Genomic DNA, 24,495 nt, shown 5'->3' on the forward strand with positions numbered 1-24,495 from the left:
GCCGGGGCGGACGGCGTCCGCCGCCCCGGCCCGTCGGAGGCGTCCGGGTCAGGAGGCGGGCAGCTCGCCGCGGACCGTGCGGGCCGCGGCGACCAGGTTCTCCAGGGACGCGCGGGTCTCCGGCCAGCCGCGGGTCTTCAGCCCGCAGTCGGGGTTGACCCACAGACGCTCGGCGGGGATCGCCTCCAGACCGGTGCGGAGCAGTGCGGCGGCCTCCCCGGCGCTCGGCACACGCGGGGAGTGGATGTCGTACACGCCGGGTCCGGCCTCCCGCGGGTAGCCGTGCGCGGCGAGTTCGCGGGCGACCTGCATGTGCGAGCGGGCGGCCTCCAGGCTGATGACGTCCGCGTCGAGGTCGTCGATCGCCTGCACGATGTCACCGAACTCGGCGTAGCACATGTGCGTGTGGATCTGCGTGTCCGGCCGCACCCCGCTGGTGCTGAGCCGGAACGCCTCCGTGGCCCAGGCCAGATAGCCGGCGTGGTCGGCGGCGCGCAGCGGCAGCGTCTCGCGCAGCGCGGGTTCGTCCACCTGGATGACCGAAGTCCCGGCCGCCTCCAGGTCGTTCACCTCCTCGCGCAGGGCGAGCGCGACCTGGCGGGCGGTGTCGCCGAGGGGCTGGTCGTCGCGGACGAAGGACCAGGCGAGCATGGTGACGGGCCCGGTGAGCATGCCCTTGACCGGCTTCTCGGTGAGCGACTGGGCATACGTCGTCCAGCGCACCGTCATCGGCTCGGGGCGGGAGATGTCGCCGGCCAGGATCGGCGGGCGGACGTAACGGGTGCCGTAGGACTGGACCCAGCCGTGCTGCGTGGCGAGGTAGCCGACGAGCTGCTCGGCGAAGTACTGGACCATGTCGTTGCGTTCGGGCTCGCCGTGCACCAGGACGTCCAGGCCGGCCTTCTCCTGGAAGGAGACGACCTCCTGGATCTCCGCCCTGACGCGGTCCTCGTAGCCGGCCGTGTCGATCCGGCCCGCGCGCAGGTCGGCACGGGCGGTGCGCAGTTCGCCGGTCTGCGGGAAGGAGCCGATGGTGGTGGTCGGCAGCAGGGGCAGGCCCAGGTGGGCGCGCTGGGCCGCGGTCCGCTCGCCGTAGGGCTGGGAACGGCGGGCGTCGGTCTCGGTGACCGCGCCGGTGCGGGCGCGGACGGCCGGGTCGCGGGTGATGAGGGAGTGCGCGCGGGAGGCGAGGTCGGCCCGGTTCGCGGCGAGTTCGGCGGCGATCGCGCCGGTGCCGAGGGTCAAACCCTTGGCGAGGGTGACGATCTCGGCGGTCTTCTGCCGGGCGAAGGCCAGCCAGCGCAGGATCTGCGGCTCGACGTCCCGTTCGGCCGCGCTGTCGAGGGGCACGTGCAGCAGGGAGCAGGACGCCGACACGTCGACCCGGGCGGCGAGACCCAGCAGGGTGCCGAGGACGGCCAGGGACTTCTCCAGGTCGTTCACCCAGATGTTGCGGCCGTTGACGACACCGGCGACCAGGCGTTTGCCGGGCAGTCCGCCGACGGCGGCGAGCGCGTCCAGGTTCGCGGCGGCCGACTCCGTGAAGTCCAGCGCCAGTCCCTCGACGGGGGCTTTGGCGAGCACGGGCAGCGCGTCGCCGAGCCGGTCGAAGTAGGAGGCGACCAGCAGTCGCGGCCGGTCGGTGAGCGCGCCGAGGGCGCGGTAGACGCGGGCGGTGGCGTTCAGCTCGGCGGGGGTACGGTCCTGGACGAGGGCGGGCTCGTCGAGCTGCACCCACTCGGCGCCGGCCGCGCGCAGATCGGCGAGGACCTCGGCGTACACGGGCAGCAGCCGGTCGAGCAGGGTCAGGGGCTCGAAGTCAGCGGCCACGCCGGGCGCGGGCTTGGCGAGCAGCAGGTAGGTGACCGGGCCGACCAGCACCGGGCGGGCGCTCAGCCCGAGGGCGAGGGCCTCCTTCAACTCGGCGACCTGCTTGGCGGAGTCGGCCGTGAAGATCGTGTCCGGGCCCAACTCGGGCACCAGGTAGTGGTAGTTGGTGTCGAACCACTTGGTCATCTCCAGCGGCGCGACGTCCTGCGTGCCGCGTGCCATCGCGAAGTACCCGTCGAGCGGGTCGGCGGCGACGGCGTCGCGGTGGCGGGCGGGGATCGCGCCGACCATGACGGTGGTGTCCAGGACATGGTCGTAGTACGAGAAGTCGCCGGTCGGGACCTCGTCGACGCCGGCCTCGGCCAGCTGCCGCCAGTTCGTGCGGCGCAGTTCGGCGGCGGTGGCCCGGAGGGCGTCGGCGGTGCCGCGGCCCTTCCAGTAGCCCTCGATCGCCTTCTTCAGTTCCCGGCTCCGTCCCTGGCGGGGGTAGCCGTACACGGTGGCCCGTGCTGCCGTGGCTGCGGGCTTGGTGGTCACGGAGATCTCCTTCGCGAGATGAATCCCTGAGATCCCGGCGACGGGACGCGAGCGCGACGGGGTGACGGATCGGGCGGAGACGACATCGCACGGCAAGCCGCGGTCGTCCGCCTGACATGTACGCCGACCCGCCCACGAGGTCACCGGGATGTCCGTGCGCGAGTCGTACGCGTACGGGCAGTTGGCAGGTCTTCGGACTCGCGGGCACGTCCTCGTCGTTCACCGAGGAGGACACCTACTGGCCGTCGCTTCCCAGACCCCGTTCGTCGGGTCCAGTGCGTAAGACGGCGGTCGTTCCCGCTCACCGCTGCGGGGCAGTCCCGGATTCCCACCGGGTTCCCTCTTGCGACGCATCCCGCCTGGCGGACGGGGCGAACCAGCTGCACCGGCCAGCCTAGGGGGCCGTCCGGCGATACGACGGGTCACGTCCGGCATTCGGATGGTGACGAGGGACACGGGAGGGGCACGTGTGGAACATCCGCAGGGCGGGAGATGCCCCGGCAACGACCTTCCTGCCCGTGAACCCGTGAACCCGTGTACCTGTGAACCCGTGTACCGGTGAACCCCATGACGGGAGCCGATGGTTGATCTTGATACTTTGTTGGGGCCAGTCGTGCCACATCCGAGGCCAGGGAATCCGGTGGGAATCCGGAACTGACGCGCAGCGGTGAGGGGGACGGGCGGGGCACTCGACGCCACTGGAGCGACGCGGGCCGGCCGAAGGAGCCGGTGTGCAACGCGCCGGGAAGGCGCTCCGTCCGGACGAACCCGAGTCCGAAGACCTGCTGGCGCCTTCCCGCTGCGGGCCTGCTGCGAACCATGCTTCGAGTCGGCTTCGAGCGAGGAGGACCTCCGTAGGCCAGGCTCCGCGTATCGAGCCCCGACAGGCAAGGCATGCCCGTGCTGCGTACCGTCCCCGTCCCCCTCCGCCGTACCGCCGTCCTCGTCCTCGCGCCCGTCCTGCTGCTGACAGCGTGCGGCGGCTCCGACGGAGACCGTTCCGACGGGGACCGTTCCGGCGGCGAGGCGGCGGCGTCCGCCGCCGGCTTCCCGCTCACCCTCGACAACTGCGGGCACCAGGTCACTGTGAAGTCGGCCCCTCAGCGGGTCGTCTCCCTCAACCAGGGCACCACGGAGATCCTGCTCTCCCTCGGCCTCGGCGACCGTATGGCCGGCACCGCCACCTGGACCGACCCGGTGCTCAAGGGACTGGAGAAGGCGAACGCGTCCGTGCCGCGCCTCGCCGACAACGCCCCCTCCTTCGAGAAGGTCCTCGACGCCGAACCCGACTTCGTCACCTCCTCGTTCGTCTCCACCCTCGGCAAGGGCGGCGTCGCCACCCGCGAGCAGTTCGAGAAGCTGGGCGTGCCCACGTACGTCTCCCCGTCCGACTGCGCCGCCGGCAAGGACAACGACAGCGGCGGCGACGGCTCGCGCAGCACACCGCTCACCCTCGACGCCGTATACGACGAGATACGCGACCTGGCTCGCGCCCTGGGCGTCGAGACGCGCGGCGACGCACTCGTCGCCCGGCTGAAGGAGCGGGTGCGCAAGGCCACCGACGGCCTGGACGCCTCCGATGCCTCCCTCATGTACTGGTTCGCCAACTCCCAGTCGCCCTACCTGGCCGGCTGCTGCGGCGCGCCCGGCGCGATCACCCGGGCCGTCGGCGCACGGAACGCCTTCTCCGACACTCACGACGAGTGGCCCCAGATCAACTGGGAGACCGTCGCCGACCGCGACCCCGACGTCATCGTCCTCGGCGACCTGACCCGCAAGTCCCAGACCGCGGAGACCGCCAAGGCCAAGATCGGCTTCCTGGAGTCCAACCCCGCCACCCGCAACCTCACCGCCGTCAGGAAGAAGCGGTACATCCTGCTCAGCGGCCAGGCGCTGAACCCCTCCATCCGCACCGTCGAAGGGATCGAGCAGGTCGCCGCCGGCCTGCGCGACCTCGGACTCGCCAAGTGAGCCCGCGCAGCCTGCTGCTGACGGGCGGCGGGCTCGCGGCACTGGCCCTCTCCGTGGCCGCCGCCGTGACCATCGGCCCCGCCGACATCTCCACCGCCGACGTGTGGGCGTCGGTCGCCTCCCACCTCGGCGGCGGCGAGAGCACACTCGCCCCGCTGCGGGACGGCATCGTCTGGAACCTGCGGATGCCCCGGACGCTGCTGGCCGCAGTCTGCGGCGCCGGGCTCGCGCTGTGCGGCGCGGTCATGCAGTCCCTGCTGCGCAACCCGCTCGCCGACCCGTTCGTGCTCGGCGTCTCCTCCGGGGCCTCCACGGGCGCGGTCGCCGTCGTGGTGCTCGGCGTCGGCGGTGGGGCCCTGTCGCTGTCGGCGGGCGCGTTCGTCGGCGCGCTGCTCTCCTTCGGCCTGGTCATGCTGCTCAGCCACAGCCTCGGCGCGAGCATGGACCGGGTGGTGCTGTCCGGGGTGGCGGCCATGCAGCTCTTCTCCGCGCTGACCTCCTTCATAGTGCTGACCTCGGCGGACGCCGAGACCACCAAGGGCGTGCTGTTCTGGCTGCTCGGCTCGCTTTCGGGGGCCGACTGGGGCCAGGTGCTGCTGTGCGCACCGGCCCTGGCCGTCGTCCTCGTCGTCTGCCTCGGATACGCCACCACCCTGGACGCGTTCGCCTTCGGCGAGGAGGCGGCCGCCGGCCTCGGCGTGAACGTCTCCCGCGCCCGCCTGATCCTGCTCTGCGCCACGGCGCTGCTCACCGCCGTCCTCGTCAGCTGCGCCGGGGCGATCGGCTTCGTCGGCCTGGTCCTGCCGCACGTCACCCGCGCGCTCACCGGCTCCGGGCACGCCCGGTTGCTGCCCGTCACGGCACTGACCGGAGCCGTCTTCCTGGTCTGGGTGGACACCCTCGCCCGCACCGTCGTCGATCCGCAGGAGGTGCCGGTGGGCGTGGTGACGTCCCTGATCGGCGTACCGGCGTTCGTGGTCGTGCTCCATCGAGGCCGGTGGAAGACATGAGCGCCCCCTGCCCGGACAGCGGCCTGCGCGCGGACCGGGTCGGTCGCCGCACCGACGGCCGGCTCATCGTCGACGGTGCCACCCTCGTCCTGCGCCCCGGCGAGACCGTCGGCCTGCTCGGCCCCAACGGCTCCGGCAAGTCGACGTTGCTGCGCCTGCTCGCCGGCGTCCTGGCCACCTCGGCCGGAGTCGTCACCCTGGACGGCCGGCCCCTGCCCGAGGTCGGCCGCCGTGCCACCGCCCGCCGTATCGCCACCGTCGAGCAGCACACCCACACCCAGACCGAACTGACCGTCCGCGACGTCGTCGCCCTCGGCCGCATCCCCCACCGACGCGCCTGGTCACCGGCGTCGGCCGCCGACGCCCGCGCCGTCGCCGAGGCCCTGGAACGCACCGGGCTGACCGAACGGGCCGCCCAGTCCTGGCACACCCTCTCCGGCGGCGAACGCCAACGCGCCCAGATCGCCCGCGCCCTCGCCCAGGAACCCCGCGAACTCCTGCTCGACGAGCCGACCAACCACCTGGACATCCAGCACCAGTTGGACCTGCTCGACCTGATCGCCGACCTCCCCGTCACCACCGTGATCGCCCTGCACGACCTCAACCTCGCCGCGATGTACTGCGACCGCCTCCTCGTCCTCGACACCGGCCACACCGTCGCCGAGGGCGCCCCCGCCGACATCCTCACCCCGGCCCTCATCAAGAAGGTCTACGGCGTCCACGCCGAGGTGACCCACGAACCCGGCCATCCGGTGATTCGGTTCGTGCGGAGGACGGGCGGGAGGCGCGGGGAGGATGGGGTGGGCAAGGAGGATGGGGTGGGCAAGGAGGATGGGGAGTGCGGGAAGAGGGGGGAGCGCGCGGAGGGCGGGAGACGCGGGAAGAGCGGGGAGCGCGAGGACCGCTCCCTCACGGCCGACGGACTTGACGGCTTCATGGCCGACGGAGCCTGACGGCCAGGAACACCGGGGAGTTGTGGGTCTTGTCGTATCGACGCGGATCGATCAGCCGAGCCTCCTCCGTGGCCCGCGGCTCCACCAGCTCCTCCAACACGAACCCGGCGCCGAGCAGTTCACCGAGGAACCCCTCCAGCGTCATCCGCCAGTACCTGACGGCGAATCCCTCACCGAACGGAAGCTCGACGCGACCATCGGCGAAGTAGGAACCACCCACGTAGTTCCAGTCACTGGTGGGGTGGGTCGTGGAGACGAGCAGGGTGCCGCCGGGCCGCAGAACGCGCCGAATCTCGGCGAGCAACTCCCCGCGTGCGTCGATGTGGTGATAGACGAGGGCCATCACCGCCAGATCGAACGACCGGTCCTCCAGAAAGACCAGCGGCTCCTCCAGATCGTGGTGGTGCAGGACCGCGCCGTCTCCGAGCCGCTCCCGCGCGACGCGCAGCAGGCTTTCGCCGGCCTCGACGCCGACGACCTGTGAGGCGCCTCGATCCAGCAGTTCGGCGGCGTAGTGGCCCGCTCCGCATCCAAGGTCCAGCACCCGTGATCCGTTCACGTCACCGGCCAGCCTCAGCATGGCCGGGCGATCGGTGTGCGCGTTGTAGGCGCTGTCCGTGGCGTTGGCGGCGAACTGCTCGCCCATCTCACCGTGGTAGGCGGTCTCGGCTCTCATCGAGTCATCCTCGCAGCGTCGGACCCTGCTCAGGACGTCGCGGCGAAGGCGTCCATGCCGGTGAGTCCGACTGAAAGCCGCCACAGCCGCGCCGCCTGCTCGGGATCCGTCGCATGGTCGCGAGCCCCGCCCGTGAGGTCGCCCCCGCTCCAGGGCTCCACGATGCATCCGGCGTCGATCTGCTCCTGCCGGGGGGATGTGACCCCCGACGCCGTACTCCGGGCTCCGAAGCCCGATTCCGTCTTCTGCCGAGCTGTGGTCATGCGGCGACGCTGCGAATCGAACCGCACTCGAAGCCAAGGCGCGGACTCCTGGTGCGCGATCTCGAGACAACCCGTGACCAGGTTTGGGACAACCCGTAACCCGGTCGGCGCTCGGCGGTTGGTAGCGGTGGGGGGTCTGCTGTCTGCGTCCGGCCCTCCCCAGCGGGAGAACAGGAGTCGTGCCGTGACCGAGCCTGTGCCCAAGGAGGCCTCCGAGGGCCGTTCCACCGGTGTGCCCGTTGCCGGGACCGCCGCCGCAGTCGTCGGAGTCCCGACGGGCCGACGTCCCGCGCACGAGGGCATCCTGCGACGCCAGTCGTCCCGCGAGTCCGCCGCCCGTACCTATGCGCGGGCCCTGCCCATCGTGCCGGTACGGGCCCGCGGACTGACCATCGAGGGCGCGGACGGCCGTCGTTACCTCGACTGTCTCTCCGGCGCCGGCACGCTCGCGCTCGGCCACAACCACCCCGTGGTACTGGAGGCCATCCGCAAGGTTCTCGACTCGGGCGCGCCCCTTCACGTCCTCGACCTCGCGACCCCCGTCAAGGACGCCTTCATCACCGAACTGTTCCGCACCCTGCCGTCCGGCCTCGCCGACCACGCGCGCGTGCAGTTCTGCGGACCGGCCGGCACGGACGCCGTGGAGGCGGCGCTCAAACTGGTCCGAGCCGCCACCGGTCGTACGGGCGTCCTGGCGTTCACCGGCGCCTACCACGGCATGACCGCCGGCTCCCTCGAAGCCTCCGGCGGCGCCTTCGACGTACGAGTGGCGCGTCTGCCGTACCCGCAGGACTACCGCTGTCCGTTCGGCATCGGAGGCGAGCGCGGCGCCGAACTCGCCGCCCGCTGGACCGAATCCCTCCTCGACGACCCCAAGTCGGGCGTACGGGAGCCTGCCGGGATGATCCTCGAACCCGTGCAGGGGGAGGGCGGGGTGATCCCCGCACCGGACGCCTGGACGCGCCGCATGCGGCAGATCACGGCCGACCGCTCCATCCCGCTGATCGCCGACGAGGTCCAGACGGGCGTCGGCCGGACCGGTGCCTTCTGGGCCGTGGAACACAGCGGGATCACCCCCGATGTGATGGTCCTGTCCAAGGCCATCGGCGGCAGCCTGCCCCTGGCCGTCGTCGTCTACCGCGACGACCTCGACGTCTGGGAACCCGGCGCCCACGCGGGCACCTTCCGCGGCAACCAACTCGCCATGGCCGCCGGCACGGCCACCCTCGCCTACGTCCGCGAGAACGGCCTCGCCGACCGTGCGGCCACCCTCGGAGCCCATCTGCTGCGCCGCCTCCGCCACCTCGCGGAGGGCTTCCCGTGCATCGGAGACGTCCGGGGACGCGGGCTGATGATCGGCATCGAGATGGTGGACCCGACGGGGAAGCGCGGAAACGGCTTCGGCGAGCCGATCGGACACGGAGGCATCAGATACGGCGATGAGGGCCCGGCGGGAGCTTCGGCAAGGCATGCCGGGGTGGGCGGAACCACCCCCCTGAGCCCTCCTCGTACGGATCACGGAAGCAACGGCTCCCCGGCGTTCGCCGCTCACACCGCTCACTCTGCCCATGGCCCGTACCCTGCCGCCCCGGAACTGGCCGTCGCCGTCCAGCGGGAGTGCCTGCGGCGCGGCCTGATCGTCGAACTCGGCGGCCGCCACGCGAGCGTCGTACGCCTGCTTCCGCCGCTGACGATCACCGACGAACAAGTGGCCGCGGTACTCGACCGACTCGCGGACGCGATGGAAGCGGTGGCTCGCGATCACGCCGATCACGGCGACCGCGCAGGCCACAGCGCCGGGGATCGCCAGGGTGACCGGACGAACCGGACGCCCCGGCAACGCAGTTGGCGCGGCGACGGCACCGACGGACCGGGTTAGCCCAGGCAGGCACCCCATCCGCACGTCCCCCGAACCTGTGCGTACACCGCCGCCACCGCGGGACCGAACCCGGTCACCCCCGCCGAGGCCGGCTGTCCTTCCGCGAAGCCGGACGCCCACCGACGCGGCGGCCCTCACGCAGCCCGGCACCCACCGCCGCCCTGTCCCACCGCACCGCCGACCGAACCGGCCCCACCACACCAGGAACGACCTTGACCAGCTCCCCACAGCCCGCCGACTCTCCCGCTCCCGCCTCAGCCGTCGCTCCCACACAAGCGTCCACCTCCTCCGTCCCGTCCGTTCTTGTCACTGCCACCGTCTCGGTCCCGCACCAGTCGGCAGACGTCTCCCACGCCGAACCGTCGCCCCACGCCACAGCCGACCTCCTGGACCATCCCGACCCGCACACGGCGGCCCAGGCAGCGGCCGTGGAGAACCTGCTGCGCTGCTGGGTACGAGAGACCGGCCTGCCCGCCCCCAGCGACGGCGCCCTCGACGTACCGCTGCCCGCCAGCGGCACCGCGCTGCTGGTCCCCGTCCTCTACTGGTCCGCCACGGGCTGGCACCGTTTCGGACTCCCGCGCCTGGCCGACGCTCCCGAGCAGTCCCCACCGGCCGACGCCGTCACCGCCGCAGCCCTGCTGTCCCGCGAGGCGCTCGGCGCACACGGCACGGCGGCTCAGCCGGCCCTCGCCCTGGACCACGCCCTCGCCCCCGCAACCGGCGAAGGCGTCGACCTGGTCGCCCGCGTCGCCGACTCCCTGCGTCGCACCGCGGTCTTCATCCGCGAGCGCCGGAAGTGCCCCGCCGACGCGCCCGACCTGTTTCTGGCCGCCGAACAGGCGCTGTTGCTCGGACACCCCCTGCACCCGACCCCGAAGAGCCGAGAAGGCCTCTCGGATGCCGAAGCGCGCCTGTACTCACCTGAACTGCATGGTTCGTTCCCCCTTCACTGGCTGGCTGTCGCTCCTTCCGCGCTCGCCACCGACTCCGCCTGGACGGAACGCGGTCGCACCGTCCCCGCCGACCGGCTGACAGCCCCACTCGCCGGCCCCGGGCTGCCGCTGCCCGATGGGTACGCGGCCCTGCCCGTGCACCCGTGGCAGCTGGGCGAGGCCCGGAACCGTCCTGACGTCGCGGCCCTGCTCGACGCCGGGTTGCTCCGGGATCTCGGCCCGCTCGGCCCCCCGTGGCACCCCACCTCCTCCGTACGAACGGTCCACCGGTCCGGCGCCCCCGCCATGCTCAAACTGTCGCTGGGGCTGCGCATCACCAACTCCCGTCGTGAGAACCTCCGCAAGGAACTCCACCGCGGTGTCGAGGTGCACCGGCTGCTGCGCGCGGGCCTCTCCAAGCGGTGGCAGGCGGTCCACGCGGGCTTCGACATCGTTCGCGACCCGGCCTGGCTCGCGATCGACGGCACGGACGGGCTTCCGGTGCCGGGACTCGACGTGGTGATCCGGCACAACCCGTTCACTGCGGCCGACGACGTCTCCTGCATCGCCGGCCTCGTCTCACCCCGGCCGTACGCCGGATCACCCCCACCGCACTCGTCCTCCCCGGACACGGTTCCCGCCCACAGTTCCCGGCTGGCCGCCATCGTCACGCGTCTCGCCGGGCGGACAGGGCGCCCGCTGGGGGCGGTCGCCGTCGAGTGGTTCCTGCGCTACCTGGAGCAGGTCGTCCGCCCCGTCCTGTGGCTCGACGGAGAGGCCGGGATCGCGTTGGAGGCGCACCAGCAGAACACGCTCCTCCTGCTGGACCCCGACGGCTGGCCCCAGGGCGGCCGCTACCGGGACAACCAGGGCTACTACTTCCGCGACTCCCGCCGTGCGGAACTCGAAGCCCAACTGCCCGGTATCGGTGAACACAGCGACACCTTCGTCTCCGACGAGGTGACCGACGAGCGCTTCGCCTACTACCTGGGGATCAACAACGTGCTCGGACTCGTCGGCGCATTCGGTTCCCAACGGCTCGCCGACGAACGCCTGCTGCTCGCCGCCTTCCGACGCTTTCTCACCGACGCCGCCTCCGGCCCCGACCGGCTGCGCAGTTCACTGCCCGCCCGCCTGCTCGACTCACCCGTTCTGCGCTGTAAGGCCAACCTGCTGACCCGACTGCACGGCCTCGACGAACTCGTGGGCCCGGTGGACACCCAGTCCGTCTACGTCACCATCGCCAACCCCCTGCATTCCTGAGCCGTCCGTATTCCACAACCTCCAACGTCTCCCACCTCCAACGTCTCCCACCTCCGACCTCTCCATCCTCAAACCCTTCCGTCCTCAAGGAACATGTCCGCCCCACCGGCTGAGAGGAGCATCGCTGTGCCCCCCGTCAACACGGCGACCGTCATCCCTGCCACCGCCACCGTCGTCGCCACCGCCGACCTGCTCGACCGCGTCGGCGACTGGGGCACCACTCTCACGCCCGCGGGCGTGTTCCACCTCGCCCCCGTTCAGGTCGAGAGAGACCTTCTCCGAGTCGGCCGGTGGATGAACGACCCTGCTGTCGCGGCCTTCTGGGAACTCGCGGGCCCTCGGTCGGTGACCGAGCGACACCTGCGGAGCCAACTCGCCGACGAGGAACGGAGCGTTCCGTGTCTCGGCGTACTGGAGGGCATGCCGATGAGTTATTGGGAGATCTACCGAGCCGACCTCGACCCGCTGGCCCGCCATTACCCGGCCCGACCGCACGACACCGGAATCCACCTCCTCATCGGCGGTGTCGCCGACCGCGGCCGAGGGCTCGGCAGCCTGCTGCTCCGGGCCGTCGCCGACCTCGTACTCGACAGGAGACCCACATGCGCACGCGTCGTGGCTGAACCCGATCTTCGCAACACCCCCTCCATCGCCGCCTTCCTGACCGCAGGCTTCCGGTTCTCCGCCGAGGTCGCCCTGCCCACCAAGCGGGCCGCCCTCATGATCCGAGACCGGAACCTGCGTGATCTGATGTGACGCTCCGAAGTCGCGCCGTCACACATGGAACGCCGCGGACGCCTCGGCAGTTCCCGCCAATTTCTCCCACCCGTGCCCGTCGCCCCTCGGACACCGCCCCGCCAGCCCCCGATCAGCCTTCGACCAGTCCCCGCCCCGCTTCTCGCCGCTTCTCGCCGTCCCTCGGATCCGCCCCCGCCGTCCCCCGAACCCAAGAAACCCGCACCTTGATCCTGTCGCTGTCCTCCCCCCTGACCACCTGGTTCATGACCCGTTTGTCAGTCCCGAGCCGTAGGGTGGTCGCGCTATGACGAAGCCCTCACTCCCCGAACTCCTGCATGCTGCCGTCTCCGCCGTGGGCGGTACGGAGCGCCCCGGCCAGGTGACCATGGCCGAAGCCGTCGCGGAGGCGATCGACGACGGATCCCATCTGCTGGTCCAGGCCGGCACCGGCACCGGTAAGTCGCTGGGGTACCTCGTGCCCGCGCTCGCGCACGGTGAGCGGGTCGTGGTGGCGACCGCCACCCTCGCCCTGCAGCGTCAGCTCGTGGAGCGGGACCTGCCGCGCACGGTGGACGCCCTGCATCCGCTGCTGCGCCGACGCCCCGAGTTCGCGATGCTCAAGGGCAGATCGAACTACCTGTGCCTGCACCGCCTGCACGAAGGCGTTCCGCAGGACGAGGAGGAGGGCCTCTTCGACCAGTTCGAGGCTGCCGCGCCCACCAGCAAGCTGGGCCAGGACCTGCTGCGCATGCGCGACTGGGCGGACGAGACCGAGTCCGGCGACCGCGACGACCTCACGCCCGGCGTGTCCGACCGGGCCTGGGCCCAGGTGTCGGTCTCCTCCCGAGAGTGCCTGGGCGCGACCAAGTGCGCGTATGGAGCCGAGTGCTTCGCCGAGATGGCCCGTGAGCGCGCCAAACTGTCCGAGGTCGTCGTCACCAACCACGCGCTGCTCGCCATCGACGCCATCGAGGGCGCCCCGGTCCTCCCGCAGCACGAGGTGCTGATCGTCGACGAGGCGCACGAACTGGTCGGACGGGTCACCGGCGTCGCCACCGGCGAGCTCACCCCGGGCCAGGTCAACCGGGCGGTACGGCGTGCGGCGAAGCTGGTCAACGAGAAGGCCGCCGATCAGCTCCAGACCGCAGCGGAGGGCTTCGAGCGGCTGATGGAGCTGGCGCTGCCGGGCCGCCTGGAGGAGATCCCGGAGGACCTCGGTTATGCCCTGATGGCGCTGCGCGACGCCGCGCGCACCGTCATCTCCGGGATCGGCGCGACCCGCGACAAGTCCGTCCAGGACGAGGACGCGGTCCGTAAGCAGGCGCTCGCGTCCGTGGAATCCGTGCACGACGTGGCGGAGCGGATCGTCAACGGCTCCGAGTACGACGTCGTCTGGTACGAGCGGCACGACCGCTTCGGCGCCTCCCTGCGCGTCGCCCCCATGTCCGTATCGGGCCTGCTGCGAGAGAAGCTCTTCGCGGACCGCTCCGTGACCCTGGCCTCGGCCACCCTGAAGCTCGGCGGGGACTTCAACGGTGTCGGCGCCTCCCTCGGCCTCGCCCCGGAGGGCACGGAGAGCGAGGACTTTCCGAAGTGGAAGGGCCTCGACGTCGGCTCGCCCTTCGACTACCCCCGGCAGGGGATCCTGTACGTCGCCAAGCACCTGTCGCGCCCCGCGCGCGACGGCGACCGCGCGGACATGCTGGACGAACTGACCGAACTGGTCCAGGCGGCCGGTGGCCGCACGCTCGGTCTCTTCTCCTCCATGCGGGCGGCGCAGCTCGCCGCTGAGGAACTGCGCGGCCGCATCCCCGAGTTCCCGATCCTTCTGCAGGGCGAGGAGACCCTGGGCGAGCTGATCAAGAACTTCGCGGCGGACCCGAAGACATGTCTCTTCGGCACGCTGTCGCTCTGGCAGGGCGTGGATGTGCCCGGCCCCAGCTGCCAGCTGGTCGTGATGGACAAGATCCCGTTCCCGCGCCCGGACGACCCGCTGATGAGCGCCCGCCAGAAGGCGGTGGAGGAGGCCGGAGGCAACGGCTTCATGGCTGTCGCCGCCACGCACGCGGCGCTCCTCATGGCGCAGGGCGCGGGCCGTCTGGTCCGGGCGTCCGGGGATCGTGGCGTGGTGGCCGTCCTGGACCAGCGACTGGCGACAGCCCGTTACGGGAGCTATCTGAAGGCGTCCCTGCCGGACTTCTGGTACACCACGGACCGCAATCAGGTGCGCAAGTCGCTCGCGGCGATCGACGCCGTGGCCAAGCAGACAGAGGCGCAGTAGACAGCCCGGGACAGCACAGGGCCCCGGAACCGGCGCAGGGATCCCGGGGCCCAGTCAGGGGGCGGTGCGGGCAGGCCCGCACGCCGCCGTTCTCAGACGCGGCGCAGCACGGCCACCACCTTGCCGAGAATGGTCGCGTCGTCGCCCGGGATCGGCTCGTACGCAGCGTTGTGGGGGAGGAGCCAGACATGGCCCTCCTCGCGCTTGAAGCGCTTCACCGTGGCCTCGCCGTCGAGCATCGCCGCCACGATGTCACCGTTCTCGGCGACGGGCTGGCGGCGGACGGTGACCCAGTCGCCGTCGCAGATGGCGGCCTCGATCATCGAGTCGCCGACGACCTTCAGCACGAACAGCTCACCGTCGCCCACCAACTGCCTGGGGAGAGGGAAGACGTCCTCCACCGATTCCTCGGCGAGGATCGGGCCGCCGGCGGCGATACGGCCGACCAGCGGGACGTACGACGCGGCGGGCTTGCCGGCCGTGTCCGTGGGCTGCACGGAGGCGGCCTGGTCGGAACCGCGCACCTCGTACGCGCGCGGGCGGTGCGGGTCGCGGCGCAGGAAGCCCTTCCGTTCCAGTGCCATCAGCTGGTGCGCGACCGAAGAGGTGCTGGACAGGCCGACGGCCTGGCCGATCTCCCGCATGGACGGCGGGTAGCCGCGCCGCTGCACGGAGTCCCTGATCACTTCGATCACCCGCCGCTGCCGGTCGGTGAGCCCCGAGCTGTCTGCGCGGATGCCTGGAGGTCGGCCCGGCAGCGAGCGCTTGTGTCCCTCGGGATTCGTGGCTTCGTTCATCGCATGCACCGGCTCGAGTCGGCCCTGGGAGCGGTCCTGGGCAGTGATGGTGGCACTGTCTGCGGTGGTGGTCACGTCGGCCCCTCTCGGTTGTCTCCCTGCTGGACAACGGTAGTTGCTTTCGAAAGGTTGCGCCAAACACACGTTCGAGTGAAAAAGCGTGAATAGCCTGACTTGATCACGTGTCTGGGTGTATGGCTAACGCGGTGCCTGGCAGGCAAAAGAGCCCATCGTTGTACTCTTCACCGCCGGGGCCGAGGACCTTGTGAGGCGCCGACCCAGTCTGCCATCCGGTGCTCCCGTCGCCCGGGAACCGGGCCCGCTCTGTGCGAGAGTCCCACTCATCCTCCGTACGGCGCCCACGGTATCGCCGTACATGCCGGCGCGATACGGCCGCACGCGCGCGTGTCCGGGTGCGTGCCGTGGGTTCGGCGTGCCGGTCGGGGTTCACGGGGTGTGACCGTGCGAATGCGACACGCGCGGGGGGTGTGGATGTATGAGCCAATCCCCACATGTAGTGGTTGGATTGCATCAGTGGCCCAGAAGTTGTGGTCCCCCGTGTCTTCGGACGCTCGCGGATCGCCTATGCTTGGGGCTGCTTCGAGGGGCCCATGAGGCCCGGCGAAGCCATTGAGTCTGCTGTGAGGAGGGTTGGAGTTCATGCACTGCCCCTTCTGCAGGCACCCCGACAGTCGTGTGGTCGACAGCCGTACGACCGATGACGGCACGTCGATCCGCAGGCGCCGCCAGTGCCCTGACTGCTCCCGTCGTTTCACGACCGTGGAGACGTGCTCGCTGATGGTGGTGAAGCGGTCCGGGGTCACCGAGCCGTTCAGCCGCACCAAGGTCATCAACGGCGTGCGCAAGGCATGCCAGGGACGGCCTGTCACCGAGGACGCCCTCGCTCAGCTCGGCCAGCGGGTCGAGGAGGCGGTGCGGGCCACCGGAAGCGCCGAGTTGACCACCCATGACGTGGGACTGGCCATACTCGGTCCGTTGCAGGAGCTCGACCTCGTCGCCTATCTGCGATTCGCCTCCGTCTACCGGGCGTTCGACTCGCTCGAGGACTTCGAGGCCGCGATCGTGGAGCTCCGGGAACAGACGGGGCACCCCGCCGCGGACGACGACGACCGCGTGTACGCAGAAGGCGCCTCAGGCGCTGTCGCGGGGAGCCGAGAAGACGACGGCGGGCCCGGAGGGACCACTCAGGTCCCCGAGCCCGCCCACGCCGCCGACTGACGGCGCGCCGGGACCGGGCTCAGACCCCGGGGCCGGCCGCCGACGGCGGACGAAGACTTGTTGCGGGCGATGGTTCGTGGATGCCCGCAACACCAGAGACAACACCCATGTCACGGGAACATCGTGGCATTTCAGGGCGTTTTTGCCTGTACAGGGAGGCGGCATGACAGAGACGGCGAGCGGTCCGGCACGAGGTTCCCGAGCGAAGGGCGCCAAGGCGACCAAGGGCCTGCGTATCGAGCGCATCCACACGACCCCCGGCGTGCACCCGTACGACGAGGTGGTCTGGGAGCGCCGTGACGTCGTCATGACCAACTGGCGCGACGGCTCGATCAACTTCGAGCAGCGTGGCGTCGAGTTCCCCGGCTTCTGGTCGGTGAACGCGGTCAACATCGTCACCAGCAAGTACTTCCGCGGTGCCGTCGGCACCCCCCAGCGCGAGACCGGCCTCAAGCAGCTGATCGACCGCATCGTGAAGACGTACCGGAAGGCCGGCGAGGACTACAGCTACTTCGCCTCGCCCGCCGACGCCGAGATCTTCGAGCACGAGCTGGCGTACGCCCTCCTGCACCAGATCTTCAGCTTCAACAGCCCCGTCTGGTTCAACGTCGGGACGCCCCAGCCCCAGCAGGTCTCCGCCTGCTTCATCCTGGCCGTCGACGACTCCATGGAGTCCATCCTCGACTGGTACAAGGAAGAGGGCATGATCTTCAAGGGCGGCTCCGGCGCCGGCCTGAACCTCTCCCGCATCCGCTCCTCCAAGGAACTGCTGTCCTCCGGCGGCAACGCCTCGGGCCCGGTCTCCTTCATGCGCGGCGCCGACGCCTCCGCCGGCACCATCAAGTCCGGTGGCGCCACCCGCCGCGCCGCCAAGATGGTCATCCTCGACGTCGACCACCCCGACATCGAGGACTTCATCCAGACCAAGGTGAAGGAAGAGGAGAAGATCCGCGCCCTGCGTGACGCGGGCTTCGACATGGACCTGGGCGGCGACGACATCACGTCCGTCCAGTACCAGAACGCCAACAACTCGGTCCGGGTGAACGAAGCGTTCATGAAGGCCGTCGAGACGGGCGGCAAGTTCGGCCTGACGTCCCGTATGACCGGCGAGGTCATCGAGGAGGTCGACGCCAAGTCCCTCTTCCGCAAGATGGCCGAGGCCGCCTGGGCCTGCGCCGACCCGGGCATCCAGTACGACGACACCATCAACCGCTGGCACACGTGCCCGGAGTCCGGCCGCATCAACGGCTCGAACCCGTGCAGCGAGTACATGCACCTGGACAACACGTCCTGCAACCTCGCCTCGCTGAACCTGATGAAGTTCCTCAAGGACGACGGCAAGGGCCACCAGTCCTTCGAGATCGAGCGCTTCGCCAAGGTCGTCGAGCTGGTCATCACCGCGATGGACATCTCGATCTGCTTCGCGGACTTCCCGACCCAGAAGATCGGCGAGAACACGCGCGCGTTCCGCCAGCTCGGCATCGGCTACGCCAACCTCGGCGCCCTGCTGATGGCGACCGGCCACGCCTACGACTCCGACGGCGGCCGCGCCCTCGCCGGCGCCATCACCTCCCTGATGACGGGCACGTCGTACCGGCGCTCCGCCGAGCTCGCCGCGGTCGTGGGCCCGTACGACGGCTACGCCCGCAACGCGCAGCCGCACCTGCGCGTCATGAAGCAGCACTCCGACGAGAACACCAAGGCCGTCCGCGTGGACGACCTGGACACGCCGATCTGGGCCGCCGCCACGGAGGCCTGGCAGGACGTGCTGCGTCTCGGTGAGAAGAACGGCTTCCGCAACTCCCAGGCGTCCGTCATCGCCCCGACCGGCACCATCGGTCTCGCGATGTCCTGCGACACCACCGGTCTCGAGCCCGACCTCGCCCTGGTCAAGTTCAAGAAGCTCGTCGGCGGCGGCTCGATGCAGATCGTCAACGGCACCGTCCCGCAGGCCCTGCGCCGCCTGGGCTACCAGGAGGAGCAGATCGAGGCGATCGTCGCCCACATCGCCGAGAACGGCAATGTCGTCGACGCCCCGAGCCTCAAGCCCGAGCACTACGAGGTGTTCGACTGCGCCATGGGCGAGCGCTCCATCTCCGCGATGGGCCACGTCCGCATGATGGCCGCCATCCAGCCCTGGATCTCCGGCGCGCTGTCCAAGACGGTCAACCTGCCGGAGACGGCGACCGTCGAGGACGTCGAGGAGGTCTACTTCGAGGCGTGGAAGATGGGCGTCAAGGCGCTCGCGATCTACCGCGACAACTGCAAGGTCGGCCAGCCCCTCTCCGCCAAGACCAAGGAGAAGGACAAGGCCGCGACCGACGCCGTCACGGCGAAGGCCGAGGCGACCATCCGTGAGACGGTGGAGAAGGTCGTCGAGTACCGCCCGGTCCGCAAGCGCCTCCCCAAGGGCCGCCCCGGCATCACGACCTCCTTCACGGTCGGCGGCGCCGAGGGCTACATGACCGCCAACTCCTACCCGGACGACGGTCTCGGCGAGGTCTTCCTGAAGATGTCGAAGCAGGGTTCGACCCTCGCGGGCATGATGGACGCGTTCTCCATCGCGGTCTCCGTCGGCCTCCAGTACGGCGTGCCCCTGGAGACGTACGTCTCGAAGTTCACCAACATGCGCTTCGAGCCGGCCGGCATGACGGACGACCCGGACGTGCGGATGGCGCAGTCGATCGTCGACTACATCTTCCGCCGCCTGGCGCTGGACTTCCTGCCCTTCGAGACGCGCTCCGCGCTCGGCATCCACTCCGCCGAGGAGCGTCAGCGTCACCTGGAGACCGGTTCGTACGAGCCGAATCTCGACGACGACGTGGACGTCGAAGGTCTGGCCCAGTCGGCCCCGCGCCCGACGGACCTGAAGGCCGTCGCCCCGCCGAAGGCCGAGATCGAGGTGGCCAAGCCCGCCCTGAAGCAGGCCCACACCAGCGCCGAGCTGGTCGAGATGCAGCTGGGCATCCAGGCCGACGCCCCGCTGTGCTTCTCCTGCGGTACGAAGATGCAGCGGGCCGGTTCCTGCTACATCTGCGAGGGCTGCGGCTCGACCAGCGGCTGCAGCTGATCCCAGCCGCGCCGGCCAGGGTGGCTGAACGACCTGGCAGAGGGCGGTGGAGCCGGACTTCGGCTCCACCGCCCTCGGTGCTGTCGGCGCGCTGATCCTCCGTGGTCAGCGCGCCGTCCGCGGCACGCGGCGCTCAGGAAGAGCGCAGTCGGCCCATGACCCGGCTGAACGTCGCGGGGTCGTCCTCGAACCCCTGGACACCGGTGTGGAGCGACCATCCGTCGCTCGTCTCGCGCACGAACTCCGCCACGGTCGCCGCCGTCGCGCCCAGAACGCTGCCGAAGTCGTCCTCGTCCAGGACGTTGTAGCCCTCCCTTATGCGGAAGGCCGGGTTGATCACGCTGACGAAGGTCCGGTGGGCCGGGTGTTGCTGGAGGACGACGCCGACCACCACGCGGGTGTACCGCGCGTCGAGCCGGTCCAGCTCCAGCGTCATGACCTCGTCCCAGCCGAAGCCCTTGCCGTCCTTGCTGTCCCGGTTGAGATAGATGGTGCCGTCGGGCGAACGGCTGTCGAAATGCACCACATAGGCGGGGGCGCCATTCGGATCGCCCTCCACATAGGTCGCGGCCACTATGTCCAGATCCGTGGGCGGCTGCCCCGCTGGACTCGGGTCCCACTTCAGCGCCATCTCGACCTTGCGGATCCCCTTGTTGAGGCCGTTCACCAGACTTCCCCTCCCCGTATCCCCGTCTGCGGTCGGCTTGAACTGCCCGATCATCAGGGCCGGTTGTCCATCCTGCCACGCGTACGTGGCCGCCCGCATGGCTGCTCTGCGCCAGAGAGTGACCGACGCCACGCCCCGTGGCCTTACCATGGCGCGGTGCTGGTCAAGTGGATTCGCTGCACCGTGGTGGACCGCCGCGGTTTCGAACGGGGACAGCGAAAGTGGGCGGGGCTTCTGGGGGAGCCGGGATTTCGAGGACAGGGCGGGGGCTGGAGCAGGAGCCGGCCCTCGGTCGCGCATGTCTTCGCCTTCTGGGAGAGCCGCGCCTTCTACGACTCCTTCATGGCGCGCTCCCACGACCGGCTGGCCACGACTCAGGCGGGCACCTTCAAGGACGCCCAGGTGCGGCTGTTCGACTACCGCTTCGACGTGAAGACGGGCTTCGAACCCCGCTTCACCGACGCAGACCTGGTACGGGTGGCCCTGTGCCGGGTCCACGAGGAGCGCGCGGAGCATTTCACCCTGATGCAGGAGAAGGTCTGGAACCCCGCCATGGCCGGCTCGCCCGGCATGATCCGCGGACTCTTCGCCGAGGCGCCCGGGCATGAGTTCATGGTCCTGTCGATGTGGCGCTCCGAGGCCGAGCACGGCAAATACCGCACCGAGCGCGTGGAGCGGCTCGCCCTGCGCGCCCAGACGGAAGCGGACATCGCGTCCCTCACCGGTGACATCGTGGAGCTCGAACCGAGCTGGATAGTTTGAAAACCCAACTCACCGTTGGATCCGTGAATCGTCTGCTCTTGTGTGCCTTCTGGTGCCGGATTCGTGTGACCTACGCTGTATGGAGGCCGTACGAGTGCTCGATCTGCCGTCAACCGATCTAGGGTTTTGGCATGGCACGACCACGGCGCATCGTCCTTGTCCGGCACGGGGAGTCAACGGGCAATGTTGATGACACCGTCTACGAGCGTGAACCCGACCACGCGCTGGCCCTGACCGAGCAGGGCTGGCAGCAGGCCGAGGAGACAGGCAAGAGAGTGCGGGAGGTGTTCGGCCGCGAGCGGGTCAGCGTGTACGTCTCCCCATACCGGCGCACGCACGAGACCCTCCGCGCCTTCCACCTCGATCCCGAGCTGATACGCGTGCGTGAGGAGCCCCGGCTGCGCGAGCAGGACTGGGGGAACTGGCAGGACCGCGACGACGTACGGCTGCAGAAGTCCTACCGGGACGCTTACGGACACTTCTTCTACCGTTTCGCCCAGGGGGAGAGCGGAGCCGACGTGTACGACCGGGTCGGCGGCTTCCTGGAGAGCCTGTTCCGCAGCTTCGAGGCCCCGGACCACCCGCCGAACGTACTGCTCGTGACCCATGGCCTCGCGATGCGGCTGTTCTGCATGCGCTGGTTCCACTGGACGGTCGCCGAGTTCGAGTCGCTGTCGAATCCGGGGAACGCCGAGATGCGCATGCTCGTTCTGGGCGACGACGACCGGTACGCGCTCGACCGACCGTTCGATCGCTGGCGAGATCCGGAGTCGTACGGGATCACCGGCTAGAGTTGCAGAGCGATGACTGTTGACTCCTCTCCCGGCAGGCGCCTGGAGCGTGCCCTGGCCAGCCTGCGCGGACTGGCGGTGGGCGACGCTCTGGGCTCACAGTTCTTCGTGCCGGTGAACTATCCGCTGCTGAAGCGCCGCGAGCTGCCCCCCGGCCCCTGGCAGTGGACGGACGACACGGAGATGGCCTGCTCCGTCGTGGCCGTCCTGGCCGCCCATCACCGCATCGACCAGGACGCCCTGGCCCGCTCCTTCGCGGAGCACCACGACTTCGACCGCGGGTACGGCCCCGCGGTCAACCGACTGCTCAGGCTGGTCAGGGAAGGCGCCGACTGGCGCGAACTGTCGGCCGCGCTGTTCAACGGGCAGGGGTCCTGGGGCAACGGCGCGGCGATGCGGATCGCGCCCCTGGGCGCCTGGTACGCGGACGACCCCGAGCAGGCGATCCACCAGGCGGAGATCTCCGCCTACCCCACCCATCAGCACCGGGAGGCCGTGGTCGGAGCCATGGCCGTCGCCGCAGCGGCCGCGCTGGCCGGAGCTCCCGGGGGCCCTCCCCGCGCCGAGGCGCTGCTGGACGGCGTCATCGCCCTCGTCCCGAAGAGCGCCGTCGGCGCCGGCCTGCGCCGAGCCCGCGACATGCTCGACTACGGCGACGCGGCCACCGTCGCAGCCGTACTGGGCTGCGGACGGCGTACGTCGGCCCATGACACCGTGCCCTTCGCGATCTGGTCGGCCGCGCGCTCCCTCGGTGACTACGAGGAGGCGTTCTGGACGACCGCACAGGTCGGTGGGGACGTGGACACGACCTGCGCCATCGTGGGCGGAGTCCTTGCCACGGGGAAGGCCGGGAGGCCTCCCGGCTCGTGGTCGGCGCAGGTGGAGTCGCTGCCGGGCTGGATGCCTGCGTCTGTGTGACGCCGCTTCACGATGTCGACCGGTCGTGGCCGGCCCCGCCGAGGAAACTCTCGGTGTTCGGCGGGAACTCTGCGTGACCATTCGGACGTTCTTCGGGCATCCGCTGTGTGGTGTGTGAGTGCACCTGCGGGTGGGTGGCTTCGGAGCGGCGTAGGGGGTGGCCATGCGGTTCGGCCTGTTCGTGATCATGCTGCTGGCTGGGCTGGCTGGGCTGGCTGGGCTGGCTGGGCTGGCCGGAGGAGAGGGCGGGCCTAGGCTCGGCGGCGCGCGGATGGCCGTCCGGCCGTCCTTGCCCTCCCTCCGCCGGACGAGGCCCGGCCGTCCGCAGGCTGTCCCTGCACGCCCCGGCGGGGTCTTGCCCTCAACCGGCCATGGGGCCCGTCGTGCCGGCCAGGGCCTCCAGGTCGCTCTTGCGGACCCGGATCACGAACCAGGCCGTCACCAGGGCGAGCGCAGCCATCGCGGCGGCCGGGACGAAGGCCGTCGAGATGCCGTGGGCGAGTACGTCGTGTCCCCAGGGGGCGGGCAGTTGGTGGGTCCGGGCGAACTCGGCTTTCTGCTCCGAGGTTCCGTCGGCGAGGAACTTCGGCAGCTGTTTCTCCGCCTCGTTCTTGCTGGCCGAGCCGAAGACGGTCGTCAGGATGGACAGCCCGAGCGAACCTCCCACTTGTTGTGTGGCGTTGAGCAGGCCGGACGCGGCCCCCGCCTCGTGCGGGGCGACACCGGAAACCGCGGTGACCGTCACCGTCACGAAGTTCAGGCCCATGCCGAAGCCGAACACCACCATCGGCCCGAGTACACCGCCGACGTAGGAGCTGTGGGGGTTGATGAACGTCTGCCAGGTGAGGCCGACCACCACCAGCGCGGAGCCGGTGAGCATGAACGGCTTGGGTCCCAGCACCGGCAGGAAACGCTGGGACAGGCCCGCGCCGATCGCGATCGCCACCGTGACGGGGAGGAACGCGAGACCGGCCTTGATAGGGCTGTAGCCCAACACGTTCTGCACGAAGAGGACGACGTAGAAGAACATGCCGAACATGGCCGCGGCGAGGCTCAGCATGATCACGTACGTTCCCGAGCGGTTGCGGTCGGCGAACATCTTCAGCGGAGTGATCGGTTCCTTGGCCCGCATCTCCGTGAACACGAAGCCGATCAGCAGGACCAGAGCGGCTGCGAAGGCCCCGAGTGTCAGACTGTCCCGCCAGCCGCTCTCCGCCGCGCGGATGAAGGCGTAGACCAGGGATGCCATGCCCAGTGTCGAGGTCAGCGCGCCCGCGATGTCGAACCGCCCGGGATGGCGCTCGGACTCGTTGATGTAGAGCGGCGCGAGCGCGGCGATGAGCAGGCCGATGGGCACGTTGACGAACAGCACCCAGCGCCAGTCGAGCCACTCGGTGAGCATGCCGCCCGCGAGCAGACCGATGGCGCCACCGCCCGCCGAGACAGCGGCGAAGACGCCGAAGGCCCGGTTCCGCTCGGGGCCCTCCGGGAAGGTCGTGGTGATGAGCGCCAGAGAGGTAGGCGACGCGATGGCGCCTCCCATGCCCTGCAGAGCGCGCGCGGCCAGCAGTTGCCAGGGTTCCTGGGCCAGTCCGCCGAGCAGCGAGGCGAAGGTGAAGAGCAGGATGCCGGTCATGAAGACTCGGCGTCGGCCGAGGATGTCGCCGGCCCGGGCGCCGAGCAGCAGCAGACCGCCGAAGGTGAGCGTGTAGGCGCTGACCACCCAGGTGAGGTCGGTGGTGCTGAACTTGAGCGCGTCTTGAATGTGTGGGAGTGCGATGTTCACAATCGTCGCGTCGAGTACCACCATGAGTTGGCAGGCCGCGATGACGGTGAGTGCGATGCCCGGGTGTCCCTCCCGGCGGGCCGCACCTGGTTTCTGGTTCTGCATCAACTGAGAGGTTGTCACTATGGG

At 70.3% G+C, this 24,495-nt stretch carries 17 protein-coding genes, 1 pseudogene and 2 riboswitches; of the genes and pseudogenes, 12 read left to right on the top strand and 6 right to left on the bottom strand.

Going from position 1 to position 24,495, the window contains the following annotated elements; translation table 11 throughout:
* Positions 1-48: 48 nt before the first annotated feature.
* On the bottom strand, positions 49-2,367 hold the full coding sequence (metE, locus tag OG562_RS31770; RefSeq protein WP_266404069.1) for a 5-methyltetrahydropteroyltriglutamate--homocysteine S-methyltransferase: 2,319 nt from the start codon (positions 2,365-2,367) through the stop codon (positions 49-51).
* A 165-nt stretch (positions 2,368-2,532) separates the two neighbouring features.
* Positions 2,533-2,763: riboswitch (cobalamin riboswitch) on the bottom strand.
* Positions 2,764-2,958: 195 nt separating this feature from the next.
* A riboswitch (cobalamin riboswitch) is annotated at positions 2,959-3,172 on the top strand.
* Between the two features lie 89 nt (positions 3,173-3,261).
* Between metE and OG562_RS31775 the strand changes: the two genes are divergently transcribed.
* From OG562_RS31775 to OG562_RS31785, 3 genes and pseudogenes are all read left to right on the top strand, one after another.
* Positions 3,262-4,338 carry an ABC transporter substrate-binding protein gene (locus tag OG562_RS31775; RefSeq protein ID WP_266404072.1) on the top strand — a complete coding sequence of 359 codons (1,077 nt, stop codon included), beginning with the start codon at positions 3,262-3,264 and terminating at the stop codon, positions 4,336-4,338.
* On the top strand, positions 4,335-5,348 hold the full coding sequence (locus OG562_RS31780) for an iron ABC transporter permease (RefSeq protein WP_266404074.1): 1,014 nt from the start codon (positions 4,335-4,337) through the stop codon (positions 5,346-5,348). Before OG562_RS31775 ends, OG562_RS31780 begins: the two co-directional genes overlap by 4 nt.
* A pseudogene (locus OG562_RS31785) lies at positions 5,345-6,121 on the top strand (ABC transporter ATP-binding protein); the annotation flags it as partial. The gene OG562_RS31780 and the pseudogene OG562_RS31785, both read left to right, overlap by 4 nt.
* Positions 6,122-6,281: 160 nt before the next feature.
* On the opposite strand, the gene OG562_RS31790 reads toward OG562_RS31785, so the two are convergent.
* Both OG562_RS31790 and OG562_RS31795 read right to left on the bottom strand, forming a co-directional pair.
* A complete protein-coding gene (locus OG562_RS31790; RefSeq protein WP_266404076.1) occupies positions 6,282-6,977 on the bottom strand; it encodes a class I SAM-dependent methyltransferase in 696 nt (231 codons plus the stop codon).
* A 29-nt stretch (positions 6,978-7,006) separates the two neighbouring features.
* Complete coding sequence (locus OG562_RS31795) at positions 7,007-7,240, bottom strand: hypothetical protein (RefSeq protein WP_266409882.1); 234 nt, start codon at positions 7,238-7,240, stop codon at positions 7,007-7,009.
* 232 nt (positions 7,241-7,472) lie between these two features.
* Here OG562_RS31795 and OG562_RS31800 point away from each other — a divergent pair, with 232 nt between their 5' ends.
* From OG562_RS31800 to OG562_RS31815, 4 genes are all read left to right on the top strand, one after another.
* Positions 7,473-9,119 (top strand): diaminobutyrate--2-oxoglutarate transaminase family protein, encoded by a 1,647-nt coding sequence (locus OG562_RS31800; protein ID WP_266409631.1) that lies wholly within the window; start codon positions 7,473-7,475, stop codon positions 9,117-9,119.
* 386 nt (positions 9,120-9,505) lie between these two features.
* A complete protein-coding gene (locus tag OG562_RS31805; RefSeq protein ID WP_266409632.1) occupies positions 9,506-11,317 on the top strand; it encodes an IucA/IucC family siderophore biosynthesis protein in 1,812 nt (603 codons plus the stop codon).
* A gap of 126 nt (positions 11,318-11,443) precedes the next feature.
* A complete protein-coding gene (locus tag OG562_RS31810) occupies positions 11,444-12,073 on the top strand; it encodes a GNAT family N-acetyltransferase (protein ID WP_266404078.1) in 630 nt (209 codons plus the stop codon).
* A 286-nt stretch (positions 12,074-12,359) separates the two neighbouring features.
* Positions 12,360-14,336: an ATP-dependent DNA helicase gene (locus OG562_RS31815; RefSeq protein ID WP_266404080.1), complete on the top strand. Its 1,977-nt coding sequence runs from the start codon at positions 12,360-12,362 to the stop codon at positions 14,334-14,336.
* Between the two features lie 92 nt (positions 14,337-14,428).
* On the opposite strand, the gene lexA is transcribed toward OG562_RS31815, so the two are convergent.
* Entirely contained in the window at positions 14,429-15,208 is a 780-nt protein-coding gene (gene lexA / locus OG562_RS31820) for a transcriptional repressor LexA (protein ID WP_266404082.1), read from the bottom strand.
* A 585-nt stretch (positions 15,209-15,793) separates the two neighbouring features.
* On the opposite strand from lexA, the gene nrdR reads away from it, so the two are divergent.
* Both nrdR and OG562_RS31830 read left to right on the top strand, forming a co-directional pair.
* Positions 15,794-16,372: a transcriptional regulator NrdR gene (gene nrdR / locus OG562_RS31825; protein WP_266404083.1), complete on the top strand. Its 579-nt coding sequence runs from the start codon at positions 15,794-15,796 to the stop codon at positions 16,370-16,372.
* A 163-nt stretch (positions 16,373-16,535) separates the two neighbouring features.
* The gene (locus OG562_RS31830) at positions 16,536-19,442 is read left to right on the top strand and encodes a vitamin B12-dependent ribonucleotide reductase (protein WP_266404086.1); all 2,907 of its coding nucleotides are present in this window, start codon (positions 16,536-16,538) and stop codon (positions 19,440-19,442) included.
* Positions 19,443-19,575: 133 nt separating this feature from the next.
* On the opposite strand, the gene OG562_RS31835 is transcribed toward OG562_RS31830, so the two are convergent.
* Complete coding sequence (locus tag OG562_RS31835; protein ID WP_266404089.1) at positions 19,576-20,109, bottom strand: TerD family protein; 534 nt, start codon at positions 20,107-20,109, stop codon at positions 19,576-19,578.
* A 156-nt stretch (positions 20,110-20,265) separates the two neighbouring features.
* Here OG562_RS31835 and OG562_RS31840 point away from each other — a divergent pair, with 156 nt between their 5' ends.
* The 3 genes from OG562_RS31840 to OG562_RS31850 all read left to right on the top strand — a co-directional run bounded on the left by OG562_RS31840 (position 20,266) and on the right by OG562_RS31850 (position 22,580).
* A complete protein-coding gene (locus OG562_RS31840; RefSeq protein WP_266404092.1) occupies positions 20,266-20,871 on the top strand; it encodes a YdbC family protein in 606 nt (201 codons plus the stop codon).
* Positions 20,872-21,002: 131 nt separating this feature from the next.
* On the top strand, positions 21,003-21,662 hold the full coding sequence (locus tag OG562_RS31845) for a histidine phosphatase family protein (RefSeq protein WP_266404095.1): 660 nt from the start codon (positions 21,003-21,005) through the stop codon (positions 21,660-21,662).
* 12 nt (positions 21,663-21,674) lie between these two features.
* Complete coding sequence (locus tag OG562_RS31850; protein ID WP_266404097.1) at positions 21,675-22,580, top strand: ADP-ribosylglycohydrolase family protein; 906 nt, start codon at positions 21,675-21,677, stop codon at positions 22,578-22,580.
* A 361-nt stretch (positions 22,581-22,941) separates the two neighbouring features.
* Here the strand turns inward: OG562_RS31850 and OG562_RS31855 are convergent, their stop codons facing one another.
* Positions 22,942-24,471: an MFS transporter gene (locus OG562_RS31855; protein ID WP_266404099.1), complete on the bottom strand. Its 1,530-nt coding sequence runs from the start codon at positions 24,469-24,471 to the stop codon at positions 22,942-22,944.
* Between the last annotated feature and the right edge of the window lie 24 nt (positions 24,472-24,495).

It is taken from the genome of Streptomyces sp. NBC_01275 (genome assembly GCF_026340655.1).
GTDB lineage: Bacteria > Actinomycetota > Actinomycetes > Streptomycetales > Streptomycetaceae > Streptomyces.

Bases quoted from the DNA above. Each gene is read 5' to 3' on its own strand.
- OG562_RS31775 (WP_266404072.1), top strand. From the start codon at position 3,262: ATGCCCGTGCTGCGTACCGTCCCCGTCCCCCTCCGCCGTACCGCCGTC.
- OG562_RS31790 (WP_266404076.1), bottom strand. From the start codon at position 6,977: ATGAGAGCCGAGACCGCCTACCACGGTGAGATGGGCGAGCAGTTCGCC.
- OG562_RS31795 (WP_266409882.1), bottom strand. From the start codon at position 7,240: ATGACCACAGCTCGGCAGAAGACGGAATCGGGCTTCGGAGCCCGGAGT.
- OG562_RS31815 (WP_266404080.1), top strand. From the start codon at position 12,360: ATGACGAAGCCCTCACTCCCCGAACTCCTGCATGCTGCCGTCTCCGCC.
- nrdR (WP_266404083.1), top strand. From the start codon at position 15,794: ATGCACTGCCCCTTCTGCAGGCACCCCGACAGTCGTGTGGTCGACAGC.
- OG562_RS31830 (WP_266404086.1), top strand. From the start codon at position 16,536: ATGACAGAGACGGCGAGCGGTCCGGCACGAGGTTCCCGAGCGAAGGGC.
- OG562_RS31845 (WP_266404095.1), top strand. From the start codon at position 21,003: ATGGCACGACCACGGCGCATCGTCCTTGTCCGGCACGGGGAGTCAACG.
- OG562_RS31850 (WP_266404097.1), top strand. From the start codon at position 21,675: ATGACTGTTGACTCCTCTCCCGGCAGGCGCCTGGAGCGTGCCCTGGCC.
- OG562_RS31855 (WP_266404099.1), bottom strand. From the start codon at position 24,471: ATGCAGAACCAGAAACCAGGTGCGGCCCGCCGGGAGGGACACCCGGGC.